Source organism: Thermosyntropha lipolytica DSM 11003 (genome assembly GCF_900129805.1).
GTDB lineage: Bacteria > Bacillota > Syntrophomonadia > Syntrophomonadales > Syntrophomonadaceae > Thermosyntropha > Thermosyntropha lipolytica.
Window position 1 is genome coordinate 15,146 of the sequence record NZ_FQWY01000004.1, and the last position, 18,856, is coordinate 34,001.

Genomic DNA, 18,856 nt, shown 5'->3' on the forward strand with positions numbered 1-18,856 from the left:
ATTATGGAAAAATCGACCAGACTGTCATTGCGTCCGGAATGGTTAGCTTATCTTTTAGATAAAACCGGTAAAAAGCAAAGCCTTTTGGCACCAGCCATAAGCAAAAGGGCAGGTGGCTTAACCCGGGAAGAGATCAATCAGCTACAAAAAGAGGAAATTTTAGATGATAAAGGTAATTTAACTTCCAAAACAAGAGATATTTTTGCCTGTCTGGCACGTCCACGTGCGGTAGTAAGATTGCGCCTGACGGACGGTCAGGGTTTTGGGGAAAATAATCTTTATCTGGGAGATAAAGATGAATGGATACTATTGACTAACAGGGGGGAAGATCTGTTTTTAAAGTATCCGGTTACTCCTTATATGGCACTGCAGGAGGTCCGGGAATTGCTGGGGGAAAGTTTTTTTTCCAGCATAATGTGGGAGGAAAATTTAAGTTTAGAAGAATCTGTATTTCTGGCCGCTCTGATAGATGGTGCCCGTAAAAAGATGCTTTTAGCTATGGCGGCTGATTCCCTGGAAACTGATATTTACCTTACTCAGCAAGACCTATTCCGCTGGGCAGCTGATCCTGGGTCTAATGCACAGTGGCTGACCGTAATAATTAAAGGAATTATCCCTGAACATCTGGATTTAAAGCTGGAAAAAGCCTTAATCTCACTTGAGAAAAAAGGTTTTATTAAAATAGACGGCTCCCAGGTAAATTTAGCCCCTGTAACCTCTTTTCTGGCCAGCCGCCTGCTGGTTATAGATAAAGTATTTTCTCTGCGTGCTGTATATCAAACCGGAGAAGGAATAACTCAAATCGGTTTTGTGACAGTCCAGGGCGGAGTAAATGATGTGCTTATGCTGGAGTGCGATGGTCAGTATGTGCACTGGCAGGGAATTTCACCATCTGATCTCCTGGCTATGACGAAAACTATAATTTCTAACCTGCAGGAAATAGCCCAGCTACTTCCCGAAGATGCTGATAAACCTTATTGTCCTTCCTGCCAGCTGGAGGTATTACCGGAAGCCAGATTTTGTTCTTTTTGCGGCACACCGCTTAAAACAGAAGGGTCCTGAGTTTAAAACAGTTTCTTTCTAAGGAGGATTTGATGCAGGATTAGATTATATTGAAAGGCCGGTAAAAGGAATCAATCCGTATGTAGCGAAGGCAGGATTATCAGTAGCCAGTTAGTTTGCCGGTTTGACAGTATGGGCTGCACTCAGGGGATGGTAAGCAGCGGGTGTCTTATGGTAAGTGCAGGTTTGCATGACAATATGCTGTTTATGTTTGATGAAGAGGAGATTCTCATAAATACTGTAACTTGTCGGGTGATGCTGGAGATAATAGAGAAGGTAATGACTTTATAAAACCTGTTTTTTAAAAGTAAAAGCTCCGTGCAAGCATATGACTTCCTGTACGGAGCCTTTTATTTAAGTTTATGGCAAAATCTGAAAATAGATGGTGGGGTTAAGAGTACAAAATGTCCTGTTTTTTAGTTGATTTTATCCTGATCTGTTTTGGCCTCTTTTAAAAGTTCAGAGACAGTTACGAACTGATAGCCCTGTTTTTTAAGTTCCTTTATTATTACAGGCAGGGCTTCGGTAGTCTGTTTGCAGGAATCGCTGGCATGCATGAGTATTATATCACCGGGATGAGCTTTTTTAGTGACTCTTTCGATGATAGTGTTTACTCCTGGATTCATCCAGTCTAAAGAATCAGTTCCCCACTGGATAGCTTCATAGCCGCATTCGTGAATAGCTTCAATTACATGGTTTTTATAGTCCCCGTTAGGGGTGCGTATAAGCCTGGCATCTACTCCGGTCACTTCTTTTATCGCTTTATGAGCCTTTTCGATTTCTTCCTTTATTTCTGATTTGCTGAGCTGGCTTAAGTTTATATGCCGGTATCCGTGGCTGGCAATTTCATGTCCGTCTTCTTTTATGCGGTTGGCAATGTCAGGATATTGCTTTACCCAGGGGCCGGATAAGAAGAAGGTGCATTTGATGTTGTTTTCTTTTAGGATATCCAGCACCGGGATGGGGGTCTGGTTACCCCAGCTGATGTCAAAAGTAAGGGCTAGTATCTTTTTATCTGTGCGGATTTCATAAATGGGCTTTTGCCGGTTATAGGCTTCTACTACCAGAACACTGCCGGTAATAAGGACAAAACTAACCATAAATATTAATGCCAGAAGGGTTTTGGGACGAAAATAATAAAATCCAAAAATTTTAGGCATAATTTGGGCCTCCCCAGGATTTATGTTTTTTTGTAATCTTATGCCGGTTAAAGATTTTTATTACTTTTTTCTGCATTTACCAGCTGGGTCAAAGTTACAAATCGGTATCCTTGCTGTTTAAGTTCCGGTATGAAAATGTCGAGAGATAGAGCTGTCTCTTTCCCATTAGGGCCACCATCGTGCAGGATGATTATCTGGCCTGGTCGGGCATGTTTTATTATGTAATGGGCTATATCTTCGGCTTTTTTTCCCTGCCAGTCCTTAGGGTCCTGAATATAGCTCCAGTAGCCTATAATCATCTTTTCTTCAACTACCAGATCTACCATTTCATAGGAGAGATATCCGCCGGGAGGACGGAAAAAGCGAGGTTTGGTACCCGTCAGGTTATAGACTATCTGGTTAGTTTTTTTTATTTCTTCCTGTATAGAAAATCGGCTTTCCCGGTTAAAATCAGGATGGGAAAAGCTGTGATTGCCGATTTCATGACCTTCTTTGGCCATGCGCTTTATAATCTCCGGGTATTTTTCGGCATATTGTCCCAGCACGAAAAAAGTAGCCTGTGACTGGTGTTTTTGCAGAAGATCTAAAACCAGAGGAGTATTTGCTGGATGGGGGCCATCGTCGAAGGTAAGAGCCAGGATTTTCTGGTCGGTAATTGCTTCTGTAATAATTATTTTTTTCTGTTTCCAGTTTTCCATATTCGGATGTAAGGTTAAACGGTAGGCTCCGATGGAAAAACCAAGTATAAAAAGGCAGGATAGCAGGAGAAGGGCTGGTTTCTTTTTGATATAAATCAGCAAATTTTTATCTCCTTTCAGGAAGTTTTTAAATATATATATGTTTAATTAAAGGCAATATTCATAAAACAAGGAGAAAAATGGAAAAGGGGACTAAATAAAAAGGGCGGATTTTTAAGATTTACCGCCCTTTTTATTTAGTTTTTATGCAGGCTGGGAAGGAGCAGCAGGTGGTTTAGCCAGGAAGGTTACGGCTGCTGCCAGGAGGCAGGCTGCTGCAGCTACCATGAATGCCGATTCAAATCCGATGGCTACTGAAAGCCGGGGGGCAAGGAGGGCAGCAACTCCATAGAAAAGGAATACGGCTCCATAGTTGTTGCCTACATTGGCTGTGCCGAACCACTCAGCAGTTATGGTCGGAAGAACTGATGCTAGTCCTCCGAAGCAAAATCCTACCACACAGGTGGCCAGGAGAAAAGTAGCATAAGTCATAGAAGCGGTGCTCATGAAAAGCATAGCACCAAAGAGCAGAAGATTTATGAAGAGTATAGAGCGTGTACGACCTACTCTGTCCGATACAGCTCCCCAGATAAGGCGCCCGGCAGCATTAAATAGAGAGATAGTTACTACGGCATTGCCGGCAGCGGCTAGACTCAAACCTACCATTTTCATACCTATATCAGTAGCCACACTTATTATCATGAGGCAGGCAGCGGCGCCGAAAAACATCCAGATTACGAGAAAGTAAAACTGCCTGGTCTTAATGGCTTCCCCGGTAGTAAAGTTGTAAGCGGAGACTCCACCTGCAGCAGTAGGAGCAGGAGGTGTCCATCCTTCGGGTTTGTATCCCGGAGGAGGAACTACTAGGAACTGGGCTCCTATCAGGATAAGGATGCCGTATATTATCCCCAGATAGAGAAAAGCGGTGCTTACGCCGAATTTAGCAATGAACATAAGGATTAAAGGTTTAAATACCATACCACCTACACCGAGAGCAGCCAGTATTATGCCGGTTACTAAGCCGCGCTTGTCAGGAAACCATTTTACACAGGTAGCAAGTGGCGTAACATAGGCTGCTCCTATGCCTATTCCGGCTATAAACCCATAAGTTATATACAGCATAAGAGGTGTGTGGGCCAGGCTGGCAAGGGCAACGCCAAGGCCGGTAAGCAGACCCCCGGCAATAGCTACTTTTTTGGGGCCTATTTTATCTTGAATACGGCCGGCGACTATTACGGCCAGGGCAAATGAGGCCAGAGTTACGGAAAAGGTGAAAACCGTAGCTCCAGGATCCCAGCCGAATTTATCAATCAACGGCTTGTTAAAAAGGCTCCAGGTATATATAGCGCCCAGGCTTAGCTGCATGATTATGGAGCCTAAGACGACTAACCAGCGGTTAGCTATTTTTGTATCCATTTTATCCCTCCCTGATTATAGTTAGGTTAAATGTTTTTATTTAACTTGCCTGGAATAAAAAATTCCTCCCCCCCTCTCCACCTATTTATTATCCTAGCATTTTGCTAGGACATTTCTTAATATCTTATCATGCAGATAAGTATTCCGGGCAAGTGTATTTTGTATATTTTTTAAATCGCTAAAATTATGCGGCAGGGAAAATGTAAGCAGGAAAGGAGAAAAGGGATAAGAAGGATAATTTTACTTCTTTTTTTGTTCTTATGCAATTTTTGTATTTTAGCAAAAACTGCCGACCCGGATAAAGGTCGGCAGTTTTAGTTATTGAAAGTTTAGATTTATATCTTCTATTTTGTATTTGCGCAAAAGGAGAATTTCTACTCTCCGGTTCATAGCTCTTCCCTGGACAGTGGCATTATTGGCTATGGGACGGTATTCGCCGTAGCCTACTACCGAAAAGCGGGCAGGATCAAGATCCGGATTTTGCAGCAGGAATTTCATGACATTAAGTGCCCGCTGGGTGCTGAGCTCCCAGTTTGACGGAAACTGGGGGGTGTTGATAGGCAGATTATCTGTATGTCCAGAAACTTCTATATTGTTGTCCAGAGATGCCAGTATAACAGATAAATCCCTTAAAATAGGCATAGCTTCTGGTTTGATATCTGCCTTGCCTGAATCAAACAGGGCTACATCCCTGATAATTATCTGCAGCCCTTTTTCATTTACCGTGGTGGTTACCAGAGCTTCAATTCCCTGTTCTTTAAAGTAGCGGTCCAGAGCCTCTTTATATTGTTCCAGCTTTTGAGTTTCGATAAGGCTTTGGGTAGGAGGATTTTCGGTATTAGGTTTTTCTCCTTCATCGATCAGAGCTTTTCCGGTGGTCATAATACCGGGGCCGCCGGCAAACAGGGACTGCAGCATCCGCTTAAATTCCTCAAACTTTTGCTGGTCAACCTGGCTCATAGCAAACAAGACTATGAATAATGCCAGAAGGAGTGTCAGCATGTCTGCATAAGGTATAAGCCAGGTTTCATCTATATGTCCTTCATGTTTTTTATGCCTTTTGGCCATTTATTCTTCCTCCAGTTTCTTTCTTTCTTCCGGGGTTAAGAAAACCATCATTTTTTCCTTTATCTGTATAGGGTTGTTGCCGCTTTGCAGGGATATTAAGCCTTCAAGGAGCATGGTTTTGATAACTACTTCTTCTTCTGACTTTCTTTTAAGTTTATTGGCAAAAGGGTGCCACATGACATAACCGCTGAATATACCGAAAAGGGTAGCGACGAAAGCAGCTGATATCGAGGCTCCCAGCTTTCTGGTGTCATCCAGGTGGCCCAGTGCTCCTATCAAACCTACAACTGCCCCCATAACCCCCAGGGTGGGAGCATAGGTTCCAGCCTGGGAAAATACCAAGGCCCCCGACTGGTGTCTCTCACTCATGGTGGCAATTTCAGTTTCCAGGTAGTCGCGCAGGAACTGCTCGTCCTGGCCGTCAACTATAAGCTGCAAACCTTTACGGATAAAAGGGTCTTCAATTTCTGTGAGGCGGGCTTCCAGGGATAAGAGCCCTTCTTTACGCGCCTGCTGGGCCAGTTCCACTATGAGCTTTACCAGTTCAGCAGGATCTTCTCTTTTCGGTTCGGTAAATATGATCTTAAACAGAGAAGGAATGCGTTTGATTTCTTTCATGGGAAAAGCGTTGAATATGGCAGCGGTAGTTCCTACGAATATTATTATTATAGCTGCCGGGTTGATAAGTATGGCGATATTGGCCCCCTTGGCGATCATGCCGCCTATAAGGGCGAAAAGACCTAATAATAGACCTATGATTACTGCAAGATCCATAATGTCACCTCGAAAAATTTTTAAGCCTTTTTAATTATAATGTAATTTGTTTTAAAAGGTCAGGATTAAATATTAAACTTTGCGACCGATTCTTAATATATTATCGATAAAATATTATTTTCCTTCAGTATTTTGCAAAAAATTATATAAAGGCTCTGGTAACCCGCCGGGCAGGGGGGGAAGTATTGAATAATGAAAACTTGCCCATCATATAATTATAGAGTAATTTAAACCGGAGGTTTTTTTATGTTCTACTATTATGAAGTAGCAACAGTATTGGAAAATGAAGACTTGGTGCATGAATTTGACCAGAGGCTTTGCTGGATGAGACAGAAAGGCTATTCTACCCAAATCGATATATATAATGGAAAAGGTTATGATTTTATATATCTCATGTTGCAGGGGGAGGAAAAAGATGAGGTTTTTAAAGAAGAAGATATTGTGCATATTTTTCAGCACCAGCTGGCAGAAATACTGGCTGAACACATTATCAAAGATTGGGAAGGCAAGCTGATATGGAAAAAGGTTTTAAAACTATGCCGTCAATATCAGCCTGCAGAGAGGAATGCTATTTTTAAAAAGGCTTATGATTTTTTATCTGGTTTCCATGAAAATGAAAGCCTTAACCTGTTTATAAATTTCAACCGCAAAAACAGGATAATGAGCCGGATTCTAGAGCATATAAAAAGAAGTGATAAGATTATAATTGAGGGGTTTATCCGTTTTGGTTTGCCTGATTACTTGCAGGAGATAGATGGAGCGGTAAAAATAGCTCAGGAAGAGTTTAAAAACGAGAAAGAGTATAACGAATTTATAAGGCTTTTGCAATACTTTGTCAACTCACAGGTTCCCAAAACATATGAGATAAATATCATGCCGGGGCCGCAGGGAAGTTTTTATTTCTGGGATGGAGATAATGCAGTATTAGAAGAGAAGTATGTTGATTATTACCGGGATCTGTGTGCTGATGAGGTAAGTCTGGATGATGTTCTTATAAGTGTACTCATAACTATTGCTCCGCGCCGGATAGTTTTGCATAATATGGAAAAATGTCGCTGCCATCAAGAAGCGCTGGATATAATAAGAAAGGTGTTTGGGGAGCGCATCCAGATTTGTCCAGGCTGCAGGTATTGCTGTCTTTTTAAGGAGGATAAGGATTTTACCTGGTAGATTAAAGGGAGATAAAGGCAGGTTAAAAGGTGCTTGCGGGATACTGCAAAATTTGTTATATTCGATAAGTAAAAATAGCATAAGGTGGTAAACATGCTGCATTTTATAATTATACCCCTTATAAGTGCTTTTATCGGCTACCTTACCAATGTTATAGCCATAAAGCTTTTATTTTGGCCTAAAAAGCCAATAAACCTTATTTTTTTTACTTTACAGGGGTTATTACCGAAGCGGCAGGCAGATATAGCCAACAGTGTAGGGGCTCTGGTAGAAGAACAGCTTCTGTCTATGGACGAGCTTATGGATCGGATAGATAATCCCGATATGCACCTTAAAATTGCGGACAAGCTGGCAGAAATTGCCCGCAATAAGATTGATACCGTACTTCCGGGTATTCTGCCGGGCAAGATCACGCGCTTGATTACGGATAATCTGGAGCGGATGCTAAGACAGGAAGCTCCAGGGCTTATAAGGCAGGTAATGGCTTCCGGACGTGATTATCTTACCGCTGAGGTGGATATAAAGAAGATGGTAGAAGATAAGATAAACAGCTTCGACCTGGATCAGCTGGAAGCTATGATAAAAAATGTATCTTCACCTGAAATAAGGTTTATAGAGATTTTAGGTGGGGTACTGGGGCTTTTGATTGGCCTTATACAGGTATTATTTTTGCTTTTGTTTCCCTTTAGTGTTTAAAATGGTGTAAAAGCAGGAGGTTACATAATATGCTAAAGATTACGCTACCCGATGGAAGTATAAGAGAATATCCCGAAGGGATAACCCTTCTGGCTGTGGCGGAAGATATAAGCGCTAAACTGGCCAAAAATGCAGTAGCCGCCGTCTTCAATGGCGAAGTGGTAGATCTTACCCGGAAAATTTTTGAGGATGGAACCTTAGAAATCATTACTTTTGATGATGAAAGGGGAAAAGAAGTTTACCGCCATACTTCAGCTCATATTATGGCTCAGGCGGTAAAGAGATTGTGGCCGGACACCAAACTGGCTATCGGACCAGCTATTGATAAAGGCTTTTATTATGATTTTGACAGCAGCCATAAGTTTAGTCCGGATGATTTGGAAATAATTGAAAAAGAAATGCAAAAGATTATCGATGCCGATTATCCTATAATAAGAAAAGAGCTTTCCCGGGAAGAAGCCTTGAAGTTTTTTGCGGAAAGAGGAGAAGAATATAAAGTAGAACTCATTAATGACCTGCCGGAAGATGCTGTAATCAGTATTTATGAACAGGGAGAATTTGTTGATCTCTGTGCGGGACCTCATCTTCCTTCTACCGGCCGGGTAAAATCTTTTAAGCTTATGAGTCTGGCTGGTGCTTACTGGCGGGGAAGCGAGAAGAACCCTATGCTGCAGAGGATATATGCTACTTCTTTTCCCAAGAAGTCGATGCTGGATGATTATCTGACCAAGCTGGAAGAAGCCAAAAAACGCGATCATCGTAAGCTGGGAAAAGAACTGGGGCTGTTTGTGCTTCTGGAAGAAGGGCCGGGCTTTCCGTTTTTCCTGCCTAAAGGCATGATTCTGCGCAATGAGCTGGAAAAGTTCTGGCGGGAAGAACATATGAAGGCAGGGTATCAGGAAATAAAAACCCCTATTATTCTTAATCGCGAATTGTGGGAGAGATCAGGACACTGGGACCATTATAAGGAAAATATGTATTTTACCCAGATAGATGGCGAAGATTATGCGATAAAGCCCATGAACTGTCCGGGAGGAATGCTGGTTTACAAGCAAAGCCTGCACAGCTACCGGGATTTGCCCCTGCGCACCTGTGAACTGGGACTTGTACACCGGCATGAACTTTCCGGGGTTTTGCACGGCCTTATGCGGGTAAGGGCTTTTACCCAGGATGATGCCCATATCTTTATGCGGCCCGAGCAGATTATCGATGAAATTAAAGGGGTTATCGATCTGGTAGACCGTTTCTACAGCCTTTTTGGCTTCAGCTACCATGTGGAACTGTCAACTAAACCGGAAAAGGCTATGGGATCTGATGAGATATGGGAACTGGCTACCAATGCCCTTATTCAGGCATTAAATGAAAAAGGGCTGGAATACAAGGTTAATGAAGGGGATGGAGCATTTTACGGACCCAAGATTGATTTCCATCTCAAGGATTCCCTGGATCGCACATGGCAGTGCGGAACTATCCAGCTTGATTTCCAGATGCCGGAAAAATTTGACTTAACTTATATCGGCGAAGATGGTGAAAAACACCGTCCGGTTATGGTACACCGGGTAGTTTACGGCAGTATTGAAAGGTTTATCGGCATCCTGACCGAGCATTTTGCCGGCGCTTTCCCGGCCTGGCTGGCTCCAGTACAGGTACGGGTTATTCCTGTGGCGGAAAGGCATCATGCCTATGCCAACCAGGTGGTGGAAGAGCTTAAGAAGTGGGGTATAAGAGCAGAAGCTGATCTGCGCAGTGAAAAGGTAGGATATAAAATAAGGGAAGGACAGCTGCAAAAAATACCTTACCTGCTCGTAGTAGGCGATAATGAAGTAGAAAAGGGAGAGGTGGCAGTAAGGCATAGAAAGCTGGGCGATATGGGAGCAAAATCAGTTTCTGATTTTAGAGCTCTTTTACTTAAAGAGATCGAAGAAAAAGCTATTGTCTAATTAAGCCTTAAAATGCTTGCGACAAAAATTTATATATGTTATACTTTTATTCGATACTAAGCAGGAGCTTCGCTTCTCACCTTACAACTGCGGTTCGTAAGGTAATGGTCTTATCTTTAAGAAAAGTGCACAGGGGAAGAATGCCTATTTCTGTGCCTTAAGAGGGAAAGAAGCGGGTTCATGCGAACTCGCTTTTATATTTTTAGGAGGTGAACTTCTTATCAGTAAGGATTGGAGAATTAACGAAGAAATACGGGCCAAGGAAGTAAGGCTTATCAGTGAAACCGGAGAACAGATTGGTATTGTATCACTTAAGGAAGCTTTAGATGTAGCTATGGAAAGAGGACTTGATCTGGTGGAAATAGCTCCTCTGGCCAAGCCTCCGGTCTGTCGTTTGATGGACTACGGTAAGTTTAAGTTTGAGCAGAGCAAAAGGGAAAAAGAAGCTCGTAAAAAACAGAAGATTATTGAGGTTAAAGAGATTAAGATGCGTCCTGGTATCGAAGAGCATGATCTTCTGGTTAAAGCTAAAAATGCGCGCAGGTTTTTAAACTCCGGGGACAAGGTGAAGGTTACGATAGTTTTTAAGGGAAGACAGATTACTCATCCCGAACTGGGTGAAAAGCTGTGTCTGCGTTTTGCGGAAGAACTGTCTGATCTTTCCAATGTTGAAAAACCCCCCAAGATGGAGGGTAAAAATATGGTAATGGTTTTGGCACCCAAGCCAGAAAATGAAAAGAAGGAGGAAAAGAATAATGCCTAAGATGAAGACCCACCGGGGTGCAGCCAAAAGATTCAGAAAAACTGCCAGTGGGAAGATAAAAAGAGAAAGAGCATATGGCAGCCATCTTTTAGGTCATAAAACTCCCAAGAGAAAAAGGAGACTGCGTCAGCCTGCTCTGGTAAGCAAGGTTGAGACCAAGAGAATTTCTAAACTTCTGCCTTATAACTAGGAAATAGGAGGTGTTATTAAATGCCCAGAGTAAAAAATGGCATAATCAGACGCAAAAGACATAAAAAAATCTTGAAAATGGCTAAAGGCTACTGGGGCAGCAAATCCAAGCTCTACAAAGTAGCCAAACAGCAGGTTTGGAAATCGGGTAATTATGCTTATGCTCATCGTAAGCTTAAGAAAAGAGAATTCAGAAAGCTCTGGATTGCCCGTATAAATGCTGCAGCTAGAGAAAACGGCACTACCTATAGCCGCATGATGCATGGCTTAAAAATGGCAGGTGTAAATATTGACCGCAAGGTTTTAGCTGATTTAGCCGTAAATGATCCCCAGGGCTTTAAAGAACTGGCAGAGCTTGCCAAACAAAGCGTAAAATAGAGGTATTAAAAAGTATGGCTTTAAGGCCATACTTTTATTATATAGCAGAGGATCAGGGTGAAAAGGTATGAAGGTTATTACTTCGCGGGAAAATCCTCGCATTAAACAGGCGGCCGGGCTTAAAAACAAGAAAAACAGGAGCAGAGAAGGCCTTTTCCTTATCGAAGGCCGCAAAATGATTGCGGAAGCTTTAGATTTTTCACCACCGATTTTGCAAAGTATTTTTATCGTAGATAAACTGGCCCCGGAATATGAAGCCTGGGCGGAAAAATACCCTCATTTAGAATGGTATGTGATAAATGAAAAGCTTATGCAACATATATGTGATACGGAAACCCCCCAGGGGATAGCTGCTACTGCGGTGCTTCCTGCCTTTACCGTAGAGGATTTAATGGCGGAGGACAGACTGCTTATCCTTTTGGACGGGGTTGCTGATCCTGGAAATGTAGGGACTATTATTCGTACCGCCTGGGCTTTTGAGGCAGGAGGGGTTTTGCTGACTAAAGGCTCAGCCGACCCTTTTAGTCCCAAGGTGGTAAGATCGAGTATGGGGGGGATTTTGCACCTGCCGGTAGTTTGCGGGGTGGAGGAAGAAGATTTATATAAGCTTAAAGCTAGAGGCTATATTTTTATGGGGACAGATGCTAGAGGAGATATTTCTTATACTGATGTTGATTATAAAGGGCGCAAGGTGATAGTTATCGGCAGTGAAGCCCACGGCATAAGCCTTACGGTAAAAAATTTATGCCGCGCATTTTTTACTATTCCCATAAATCCTAAGGCGGATTCGTTGAATGCGGCTATTGCCTGTGCTATAATTCTAAGCAGAGCAGCGGCAGCCAGAAATGCCTGATGTGGCTTGTTGGAGATATCACACTATGTTATAATTGTGATGGGGTTTAATTCCACATCAGGTGGAAGGGTGGGGCAAGATGGGCGATCCAGCTCAAAGCTTATGGTTACTTTTTGAAAAAACCGGCTGTATCATTTATTATCTTCTCTATAAGATGATTATGATGCAATAAATCTAAAGGCTGTGAACAGGAGTAGTAGCCTGCAGGTAACCTTACAGGGAGGCTGCATCGTGACTGGAAGTGCGGCTAAGGTGATGGCAGGCGAATTCACCTGGGAGCTGCAGGCTGAAAAGGGAGTAGGCCTGGCCGGTAAGCCGCCGTTATCGGAGAAGAGTGAGCTGTGCCTTGGTATGGAAAAAGGCAGGCTAACTAGGGTGGTACCGCGGAAAAACTTTCGTCCCTTGGGGAAGAAAGTTTTTTTATTTTTTATGTCGATTTTAAGGAATAATCAATTGCGTTTTTTAAAGGACGCATTTTTTTATGACAAGGAGGCCAAAGAGGATGATAAATGAACTTAAGGAAATTAAAATGCGGGCAGAAGAGAGGCTTAAAGAGATAACTAGTCTGGATGAACTGAATGAGCTTAAAGTCAAAATTTTAGGACGGAAAGGTGAAATAACCCTGCTCCTTAAAAAGTTGAAGGATATTCCTCCGGCGGAAAGAGCGGAAGTAGGGAAAATGGCCAATGAGATTAAAAGCGCGTTAGAAAGCAGGCTGGAGGAAAAAGAAAAAGAGCTTAGGCAAAAAGAGCTGGAGCTGCGCTTGAGCCGCGAAGCTGTCGATATTACCCTGCCGGGACTTCCCCTGATAAAAGGGCGCAAACATCCTTTAACTCAGGTAATGGACGAGATAAGGACTATTTTTACCGGCATGGGCTTTACAGTAGCTGAAGGACCGGAAGTAGAAAAGGATTATTATAATTTCGAAGCTTTAAACATTCCCAAAGATCATCCGGCCCGGGATATGCAGGATTCTTTCTATATAACCGAAGAAATCCTTTTAAGAACCCATACTTCGCCGGTACAGGTACGGACCATGGAAAAAATGGCTCCCCAGATCCCGGTGAAGATTATTGTGCCCGGCCGGGTTTACAGAAGAGATGATGATGCTACCCATTCACCTATGTTTCACCAGATTGAAGGCCTGGTGATAGATGAGAGGATAACCTTTGCTCATCTTAAAGGCACTTTAATGCTTTTTGCTAAGAAGGTGTTTGGCGAAGGAGTAAGGGTGCGCTATCGTCCCAGCTTTTTCCCGTTTACCGAACCGAGTGCGGAAATGGACATTTCCTGTGTTATCTGTGGAGGTGAAGGATGCCGGGTTTGTTCCTATACCGGATGGCTGGAGATACTGGGAGCAGGCATGGTACATCCCCGGGTATTAGAATATGGTGGTTATGATCCGGAAAAGGTTACGGGATTTGCTTTTGGTATGGGAGTAGAACGGATTGCCATGCTCAAATATGGCATAAATGATTTAAGACTCTTTTTTGAAAATGACAAACGGTTTTTAACTCAGTTTTAGGAGGTTAATAGCATGGGAGTAGCGATAAAATGGCTTAAGGAATATGTGGATTTTAACCTGACAGCAGAAGACCTGGCCCATAAGCTTACTATGGCCGGCATCGCGGTAGAAGGTCTGGAAAAGACTGAGGATGATGCCATCCTGGAACTGGAGCTTACCCCTAACCGGGGAGACTGCCTGGGTATGATAAATTTGGCGCGGGAAGTTGCGGCATTAACCGGAAGCCAGGTTAGGATACCGAAGATAGATATCAGGGAAAACGAGGAAGATGTTAATGACTACATAAAAGTCAATATCGAAGAACCCCATCTTTGCCTGCGCTATGCAGCCCGGGTGATAAAAAATGTGAAGATTGAGCCTTCCCCGGCCTGGATGCAGAAAAGGCTTATGCAGGCAGGGATAAGGCCAATAAATAATGTGGTAGATATAACTAATTATGTGCTTCTGGAAACGAATCAGCCCCTGCATGCTTTTGATTATGACCTTTTTACGGCCCGGGAAATCAATGTGCGCCGGGCCAGGCCCGGGGAAAGATTTACTACCCTGGATGGAGTAGAGCGGGAACTGGATGAAGAAATGCTTTTAATCTGTGACGGGGATCGGGGCGTAGCCTTAGCTGGCATAATGGGAGGACTTAATACCGAGATAAATGAAAAAACAACTACGGTAATGCTGGAAGCAGCCTATTTTGCACCGGGTAATATAAGAAAAACTTCCCGTAAGCTGGCTTTACGCAGTGATTCTTCCATTCGTTTTGAAAAAGGGGCTGACCCGAATGGGATCATCTATGCTATAAACCGGGCAGCCATGCTTATACAGGAGCTGGCAGGAGGAGAAGTAGTAAAAGGAGTAGTTGATGTATATCCTCATCCGGTAGCCAGTAAAAAAATCGAACTCCGCCCCGAGCGGGTAAATTATCTTTTAGGCACCGAGTTAACCCCGGATGTTGTAAAAAGTTATATGGAAAGATTAGGCTGGACCTGGGAAGAAAAGGGGGATTGTCTGCTGGTAGAGATCCCTACCTACCGGCCGGATATAACCCGGGAAGTAGACCTTATTGAAGAGGTAGCCCGGCTTTACGGGTATGAAAATATTCCTTCGGCACTGCCTTATGGGGATACTACCGTAGGCGGACTTACACCTTATCAGGAAATCAGGGAGAATATACGTACGATTATGGCAGAGAGCCTGTATGAAGTAGTAAATTACAGTTTTATCAATCCGGTTCTTTTTGATAAGCTTATGCTTCCTCCCGATAGCAATTGGAGGAATGTAGTGAAGATAGCTAATCCTTTATCAGAAGAGCAGAGCGTAATGCGTACTTTGCTCTTACCTGGTCTTTTAGAAAACTTAAGCCGCAATTTTGCCCGGCAGAACAGCAATCTGGCCTTTTTTGAGATGGGAGCTGTATTTTATCCCCGGGGGGAAGAACTGCCCGAAGAAAAGCTTAAAGTGGGGGCTGCGGTTGCCGGCATGTCCGACCTGAACTGGCTCAAACATCAGGTAGTGCTGGATTTCTTCTTCCTTAAAGGGATTGTCGAAGATCTGCTGCGGCGCCTGGGGATAAGGGACTACCAGTTTAAAAAAGCCTGTTATCCTTTCCTGCACCCGGGAAGAACAGCTGAGGTGTGGGCCGAAGGGGAGGTTATCGGCTTTATAGGCGAGGTGCATCCCGAGGTAGGAGCTAACTTTGATTTGCGCGACCGCGCCTGTGTCTTTGAGTTTGATGTTGACACTTTATTTAAATTAAGCCAGAAAAAACGCATGATGGAAAACATAGCCCGATATCCCTCGGTAGAAAGGGATATTGCCGTACTGCTCAAGGATGAAATAACGGCAGGTGAAGCCGTAGACGTAATCCGCAAGAGTGATGACCGCATATTAAGAGAAGTAATCGTCTTTGACCTTTATAAAGGGGAACAGATTACTCCCGGTTATAAGAGTATGGCATTCCGATTAAAGTTCCAGTCTAATGAACGTACCCTTACGGAAAATGAAGTAAATGATGTGGTTAAGAAGATATTAGATAACCTGGAAAGAGAACTGGAAGCAAAGCTGAGATAGTGCTAAAGGCCTGCAGCAACTTTTACTGCAGGCTTTTTTGCGTTATTTGCCTGTGCGCAGATTTGCTTTACATTTGGTATGGTGTTTGAATATAAAATATAGTTAAAGGTATTTTGGCTAATACATAGATAAGGAGAAATGCTGATGCTGGCGTGGTTTATTTATTTTGTTGTTGTAGTAAGCTTTATAGATACAATGGCCCAGCTGCCGATACTTTCACCTTTTGCCTACAGCCTGGGAGCTTCTTCTATCATGGTGGGCTTAATAATGGGAGCTTATTCGTTTTTTAATATGGCAGGGAATTTAGGGGCTGGTTTTATAATTGACAGGTATGGACGCAAAAAAGCTATTACCTTCGGTATGTTGCTGGCAGGTATGGCAGTTTTTCTCTATGGATGGGTTAACTTTCCCTATCAACTTCTGGGATTAAGAATTTTCCATGGATTAGGAGGGGCTATACTGGTACCGGCTGCCTTTGCCTACCTGGGAGACAGGGCTAAAACAGGTTCTACCGGCAGAGCGATGGGATATTCAGGAGCAGCAGTAGGGCTGGCTGCTTTATTGGGTCCTATGCTGGGAGGAATAGGAAAAGATGTTTATGGTTACAGTGCCGTTTTTATCAGTTTAGGATTACTGCTTATGATTACTTCGGTTTTAGCATGGTTTTTACTGCCGGAAACTTACCAGATAGATAAAAAAGGCCGCGAGGTTTTTACCCGAAAGATACTACTTAGCCTTATAAAAAACCATCAGCTGCAGATAGCTTACCTCAGTTCATTTGGTTTGATGTTTGCTATGGGTTTGCTGGCCTATGCTTTTCCAATAACCCTTGAGGCTTTGGGTTTTACCAGCAAACATACCGGTATACTTTTCAGTATTTTTTCTATTGTAGCTATAATAGTCTTTATTTTGCCGATAAGCGGCTGGTCAGACAGGGTAGGAAGGTATCTGCCTATAAGTATTGGTATGATTTTGATTACAATAGCTTTTAGTATGCTTCCTTTAGGCAGGACTTTAGAACAGTTTGCTTTTATGATGGTCCTATACGGTTTTGGCTACGGGCTTATCTTTCCGGCTATGAATTCCCTGGTAGTTGATCAGACAGAAGAATACTTTAGGGGAACAGCTTTCGGCATTTTTTATGCTGTTTTTTCACTGGGAGGTGTACTTGGGCCTATTGCAGGCGGTATGGCCAATCAGGCAGGATACCAGCCGTTTTGGATAGGCAGTTTGGTTTTGATAATAGTACAGATCGTTTTATCTGGTATTAATATAAAGGGAAAAAGTGGAGTGGAATAAAGAAAAACCAGGTGTTAATAATCAAAATGTTTTTTACATCAGGAGAGGAGGAAGTTAAGGTTATGCAGAATACGGAACAGAAAAGGGATATAAAGCTCTGGATAAAGGATATAGGAGAATATACGGTGCCGGCAGGTACGACTATTTTAGATTTAACCGCACGCCTTAAAGATAGACTTCCTTATCTGGTAACGGCTGCTATTGTCAATTATGAAGCTCAGGGATTAGATTATGTTCTGCAAGAGGATGACTGGGTAGAACTTTTAGATCTTACCTGTGAATACGGGCTCAGGGTTTACCGGCGAACGGCAGTTTTTTTGATGCTTAAGGCTTTTAATGATTTATTTCCTGAAAAGAGAATGGTAGTAAGGCATTCCCTTTCCAACGGGCTTTTATGTGAAACTGTTGATGAGGAGTTGGGTGCTGAAGAAGTTGCGCTTTTAGAAACGCGGATGCAGGAGATAGTAGAGGCTGATCTGCCTATTAACCGGCTTATAATGCCCCGTATGAAAGCAGCAGAGATTTTTGCCAAACAAAACCAGCCGGATAAGGCTGATATGCTCGATTTTGTCGAGCATGATGAAGTATGGGTATATGAGCTGGGAGGTTTTTTTGATTATTTCTTTGGCTTTATGCTTCCTCGAACAGGCATGGTAAATCTTTTTAAACTTCTTCCTTATGAAGGCGGGCTTATACTGCAGACTCCTGAGATGGATGCACCAGACCGGATTAAGCCTTATATTGAGCAGAAAAAACTGGCTTATATCTTCAAAGAATCGAAAAGATGGGCGGAAATGCTGGAAACTCCTCATGCAGCAGCTTTGAATAAGCTGATTGCGGAAGGAAGGATAGATGAGATTATAAGGATAAATGAAGCCCTGCATGAGAAAAAGGTAGCTTTGATTGCCGAGGAAATATGCAAAAATAAAGATGTCAGGCTGGTTTTGATATCCGGGCCTTCTTCGTCCGGCAAGACGACTTTTGCCCAGAGGCTTTATATCCAGCTTAGAGCCAGTGGCAGAAGACCGGTTACGATATCCCTGGATGATTATTTTGTTGACCGGGAAAATACGCCGCGGGATGAGAAAGGTGAATATGATTTTGAAGCCTTAGAAGCTTTAAAGCTTGACCTTTTTAATGAGCATTTAACCAGGCTGATAAAGGGAGAAGAAGTAGAAGTCCCTATATTTAATTTTATTACCGGACGCGCCGAGCCCCGAGGGAAAAACGTTAAAGTTCCCCCGGGGGAAGTTATCATCATTGAAGGGATACATGCCCTCAATGATAAGCTTACTTTCCGCATACCGCAAAAGCAGAAGTTTAAGATTTATGTGAGTGCTTTAACCCAGCTTAATCTGGATAATACCAACCGCATACCAACAACCGATTCCCGCCTTATAAGGCGGATGGTAAGGGACAGCCGCACCCGGGGATATTCAGCCCGGGATACGATAAGGATATGGCCATCAGTCAGGAGGGGGGAAGAAAAAAATATCTTTCCTTTCCAGGAAAGTGCTGATGTGATGTTTAATACTTCACTGGTTTATGAATTTTCTGTTTTGCGGCCTTTTGCCGAACCTCTGCTTAGGGAAATAACCCCGGACTGTCCTGAGTATCACGAAGCAAGAAGGCTTTTAAGGTTTTTATCGCACTTTACCCCTGTAGCTCCTGACGGGGTACCGTTTAACTCCATTTTGCGCGAATTTATAGGGGGCAGCCCATATAAGGCTTAGTTGATAGTGCCGGCATAAAGCCGGCTTTT

General features: G+C 43.1%; 17 protein-coding genes and 1 other annotated feature. Of the genes, 12 read left to right on the forward strand and 5 right to left on the reverse strand.

Annotated elements, in window-relative coordinates; genetic code table 11:
- Window positions 1-3: 3 nt before the first annotated feature.
- Window positions 4-1,062, forward strand: a complete 1,059-nt coding sequence (locus BUB92_RS01420) for a zinc ribbon domain-containing protein (RefSeq protein ID WP_073089186.1) — start codon at window positions 4-6, stop codon at window positions 1,060-1,062.
- Window positions 1,063-1,478: 416 nt separating this feature from the next.
- Here BUB92_RS01420 and pdaB read toward each other — a convergent pair whose 3' ends face one another.
- The 5 genes from pdaB to motA all read right to left on the reverse strand — a co-directional run bounded on the left by pdaB (window position 1,479) and on the right by motA (window position 6,217).
- A complete protein-coding gene (gene pdaB / locus BUB92_RS01425; protein WP_073089188.1) occupies window positions 1,479-2,222 on the reverse strand; it encodes a polysaccharide deacetylase family sporulation protein PdaB in 744 nt (247 codons plus the stop codon).
- A gap of 47 nt (window positions 2,223-2,269) precedes the next feature.
- Window positions 2,270-3,022 carry a polysaccharide deacetylase family protein gene (locus tag BUB92_RS01430; RefSeq protein ID WP_073089190.1) on the reverse strand — a complete coding sequence of 251 codons (753 nt, stop codon included), beginning with the start codon at window positions 3,020-3,022 and terminating at the stop codon, window positions 2,270-2,272.
- Between the two features lie 141 nt (window positions 3,023-3,163).
- On the reverse strand, window positions 3,164-4,375 hold the full coding sequence (locus BUB92_RS01435; RefSeq protein ID WP_073089192.1) for an L-lactate MFS transporter: 1,212 nt from the start codon (window positions 4,373-4,375) through the stop codon (window positions 3,164-3,166).
- Between the two features lie 318 nt (window positions 4,376-4,693).
- Window positions 4,694-5,443 (reverse strand): flagellar motor protein MotB, encoded by a 750-nt coding sequence (locus BUB92_RS01440; protein ID WP_073089194.1) that lies wholly within the window; start codon window positions 5,441-5,443, stop codon window positions 4,694-4,696.
- Window positions 5,444-6,217, reverse strand: coding sequence for a flagellar motor stator protein MotA (gene motA / locus BUB92_RS01445; protein WP_073089196.1), 774 nt, complete (start codon window positions 6,215-6,217; stop codon window positions 5,444-5,446).
- A gap of 246 nt (window positions 6,218-6,463) precedes the next feature.
- Between motA and ytxC the strand changes: the two genes are divergently transcribed.
- The 11 genes from ytxC to BUB92_RS01505 all read left to right on the forward strand — a co-directional run bounded on the left by ytxC (window position 6,464) and on the right by BUB92_RS01505 (window position 18,827).
- The gene (gene ytxC / locus BUB92_RS01450) at window positions 6,464-7,387 is read left to right on the forward strand and encodes a putative sporulation protein YtxC (protein ID WP_073089197.1); all 924 of its coding nucleotides are present in this window, start codon (window positions 6,464-6,466) and stop codon (window positions 7,385-7,387) included.
- 93 nt (window positions 7,388-7,480) lie between these two features.
- Window positions 7,481-8,083 carry a DUF445 domain-containing protein gene (locus tag BUB92_RS01455; RefSeq protein WP_073089199.1) on the forward strand — a complete coding sequence of 201 codons (603 nt, stop codon included), beginning with the start codon at window positions 7,481-7,483 and terminating at the stop codon, window positions 8,081-8,083.
- A 29-nt stretch (window positions 8,084-8,112) separates the two neighbouring features.
- Window positions 8,113-10,023, forward strand: a complete 1,911-nt coding sequence (gene thrS / locus BUB92_RS01460) for a threonine--tRNA ligase (protein ID WP_073089201.1) — start codon at window positions 8,113-8,115, stop codon at window positions 10,021-10,023.
- 220 nt (window positions 10,024-10,243) lie between these two features.
- Complete coding sequence (infC, locus tag BUB92_RS01465; protein ID WP_084728267.1) at window positions 10,244-10,786, forward strand: translation initiation factor IF-3; 543 nt, start codon at window positions 10,244-10,246, stop codon at window positions 10,784-10,786.
- The gene (gene rpmI / locus BUB92_RS01470) at window positions 10,779-10,976 is read left to right on the forward strand and encodes a 50S ribosomal protein L35 (protein WP_073089204.1); all 198 of its coding nucleotides are present in this window, start codon (window positions 10,779-10,781) and stop codon (window positions 10,974-10,976) included. Before infC ends, rpmI begins: the two co-directional genes overlap by 8 nt.
- A gap of 20 nt (window positions 10,977-10,996) precedes the next feature.
- Entirely contained in the window at window positions 10,997-11,353 is a 357-nt protein-coding gene (gene rplT, locus BUB92_RS01475; protein ID WP_073089206.1) for a 50S ribosomal protein L20, read from the forward strand.
- Between the two features lie 67 nt (window positions 11,354-11,420).
- On the forward strand, window positions 11,421-12,206 hold the full coding sequence (locus BUB92_RS01480; RefSeq protein WP_073089208.1) for a TrmH family RNA methyltransferase: 786 nt from the start codon (window positions 11,421-11,423) through the stop codon (window positions 12,204-12,206).
- A 174-nt stretch (window positions 12,207-12,380) separates the two neighbouring features.
- Window positions 12,381-12,612, forward strand: a binding site (T-box leader).
- 96 nt (window positions 12,613-12,708) lie between these two features.
- Window positions 12,709-13,731 (forward strand): phenylalanine--tRNA ligase subunit alpha, encoded by a 1,023-nt coding sequence (gene pheS / locus BUB92_RS01490; RefSeq protein ID WP_073089211.1) that lies wholly within the window; start codon window positions 12,709-12,711, stop codon window positions 13,729-13,731.
- Between the two features lie 12 nt (window positions 13,732-13,743).
- Window positions 13,744-15,795 carry a phenylalanine--tRNA ligase subunit beta gene (pheT, locus tag BUB92_RS01495; RefSeq protein WP_073089213.1) on the forward strand — a complete coding sequence of 684 codons (2,052 nt, stop codon included), beginning with the start codon at window positions 13,744-13,746 and terminating at the stop codon, window positions 15,793-15,795.
- A gap of 144 nt (window positions 15,796-15,939) precedes the next feature.
- Window positions 15,940-17,094 (forward strand): MFS transporter, encoded by a 1,155-nt coding sequence (locus tag BUB92_RS01500; RefSeq protein ID WP_159432290.1) that lies wholly within the window; start codon window positions 15,940-15,942, stop codon window positions 17,092-17,094.
- A gap of 62 nt (window positions 17,095-17,156) precedes the next feature.
- Window positions 17,157-18,827, forward strand: a complete 1,671-nt coding sequence (locus tag BUB92_RS01505) for a nucleoside kinase (RefSeq protein ID WP_073089313.1) — start codon at window positions 17,157-17,159, stop codon at window positions 18,825-18,827.
- The last annotated feature ends 29 nt before the right edge of the window (window positions 18,828-18,856 follow it).

Coding starts and splice junctions, on each gene's coding strand:
- pheT (WP_073089213.1), top strand. CDS start 13,744: ATGGGAGTAGCGATAAAATGGCTTAAGGAATATGTGGATTTTAACCTG.
- thrS (WP_073089201.1), top strand. CDS start 8,113: ATGCTAAAGATTACGCTACCCGATGGAAGTATAAGAGAATATCCCGAA.
- BUB92_RS01505 (WP_073089313.1), top strand. CDS start 17,157: ATGCAGAATACGGAACAGAAAAGGGATATAAAGCTCTGGATAAAGGAT.
- BUB92_RS01500 (WP_159432290.1), top strand. CDS start 15,940: ATGCTGGCGTGGTTTATTTATTTTGTTGTTGTAGTAAGCTTTATAGAT.
- motA (WP_073089196.1), bottom strand. CDS start 6,217: ATGGATCTTGCAGTAATCATAGGTCTATTATTAGGTCTTTTCGCCCTT.
- BUB92_RS01420 (WP_073089186.1), top strand. CDS start 4: ATGGAAAAATCGACCAGACTGTCATTGCGTCCGGAATGGTTAGCTTAT.
- pdaB (WP_073089188.1), bottom strand. CDS start 2,222: ATGCCTAAAATTTTTGGATTTTATTATTTTCGTCCCAAAACCCTTCTG.
- BUB92_RS01440 (WP_073089194.1), bottom strand. CDS start 5,443: ATGGCCAAAAGGCATAAAAAACATGAAGGACATATAGATGAAACCTGG.
- rplT (WP_073089206.1), top strand. CDS start 10,997: ATGCCCAGAGTAAAAAATGGCATAATCAGACGCAAAAGACATAAAAAA.
- rpmI (WP_073089204.1), top strand. CDS start 10,779: ATGCCTAAGATGAAGACCCACCGGGGTGCAGCCAAAAGATTCAGAAAA.
- ytxC (WP_073089197.1), top strand. CDS start 6,464: ATGTTCTACTATTATGAAGTAGCAACAGTATTGGAAAATGAAGACTTG.
- pheS (WP_073089211.1), top strand. CDS start 12,709: ATGATAAATGAACTTAAGGAAATTAAAATGCGGGCAGAAGAGAGGCTT.
- BUB92_RS01435 (WP_073089192.1), bottom strand. CDS start 4,375: ATGGATACAAAAATAGCTAACCGCTGGTTAGTCGTCTTAGGCTCCATA.
- BUB92_RS01455 (WP_073089199.1), top strand. CDS start 7,481: ATGCTGCATTTTATAATTATACCCCTTATAAGTGCTTTTATCGGCTAC.
- BUB92_RS01480 (WP_073089208.1), top strand. CDS start 11,421: ATGAAGGTTATTACTTCGCGGGAAAATCCTCGCATTAAACAGGCGGCC.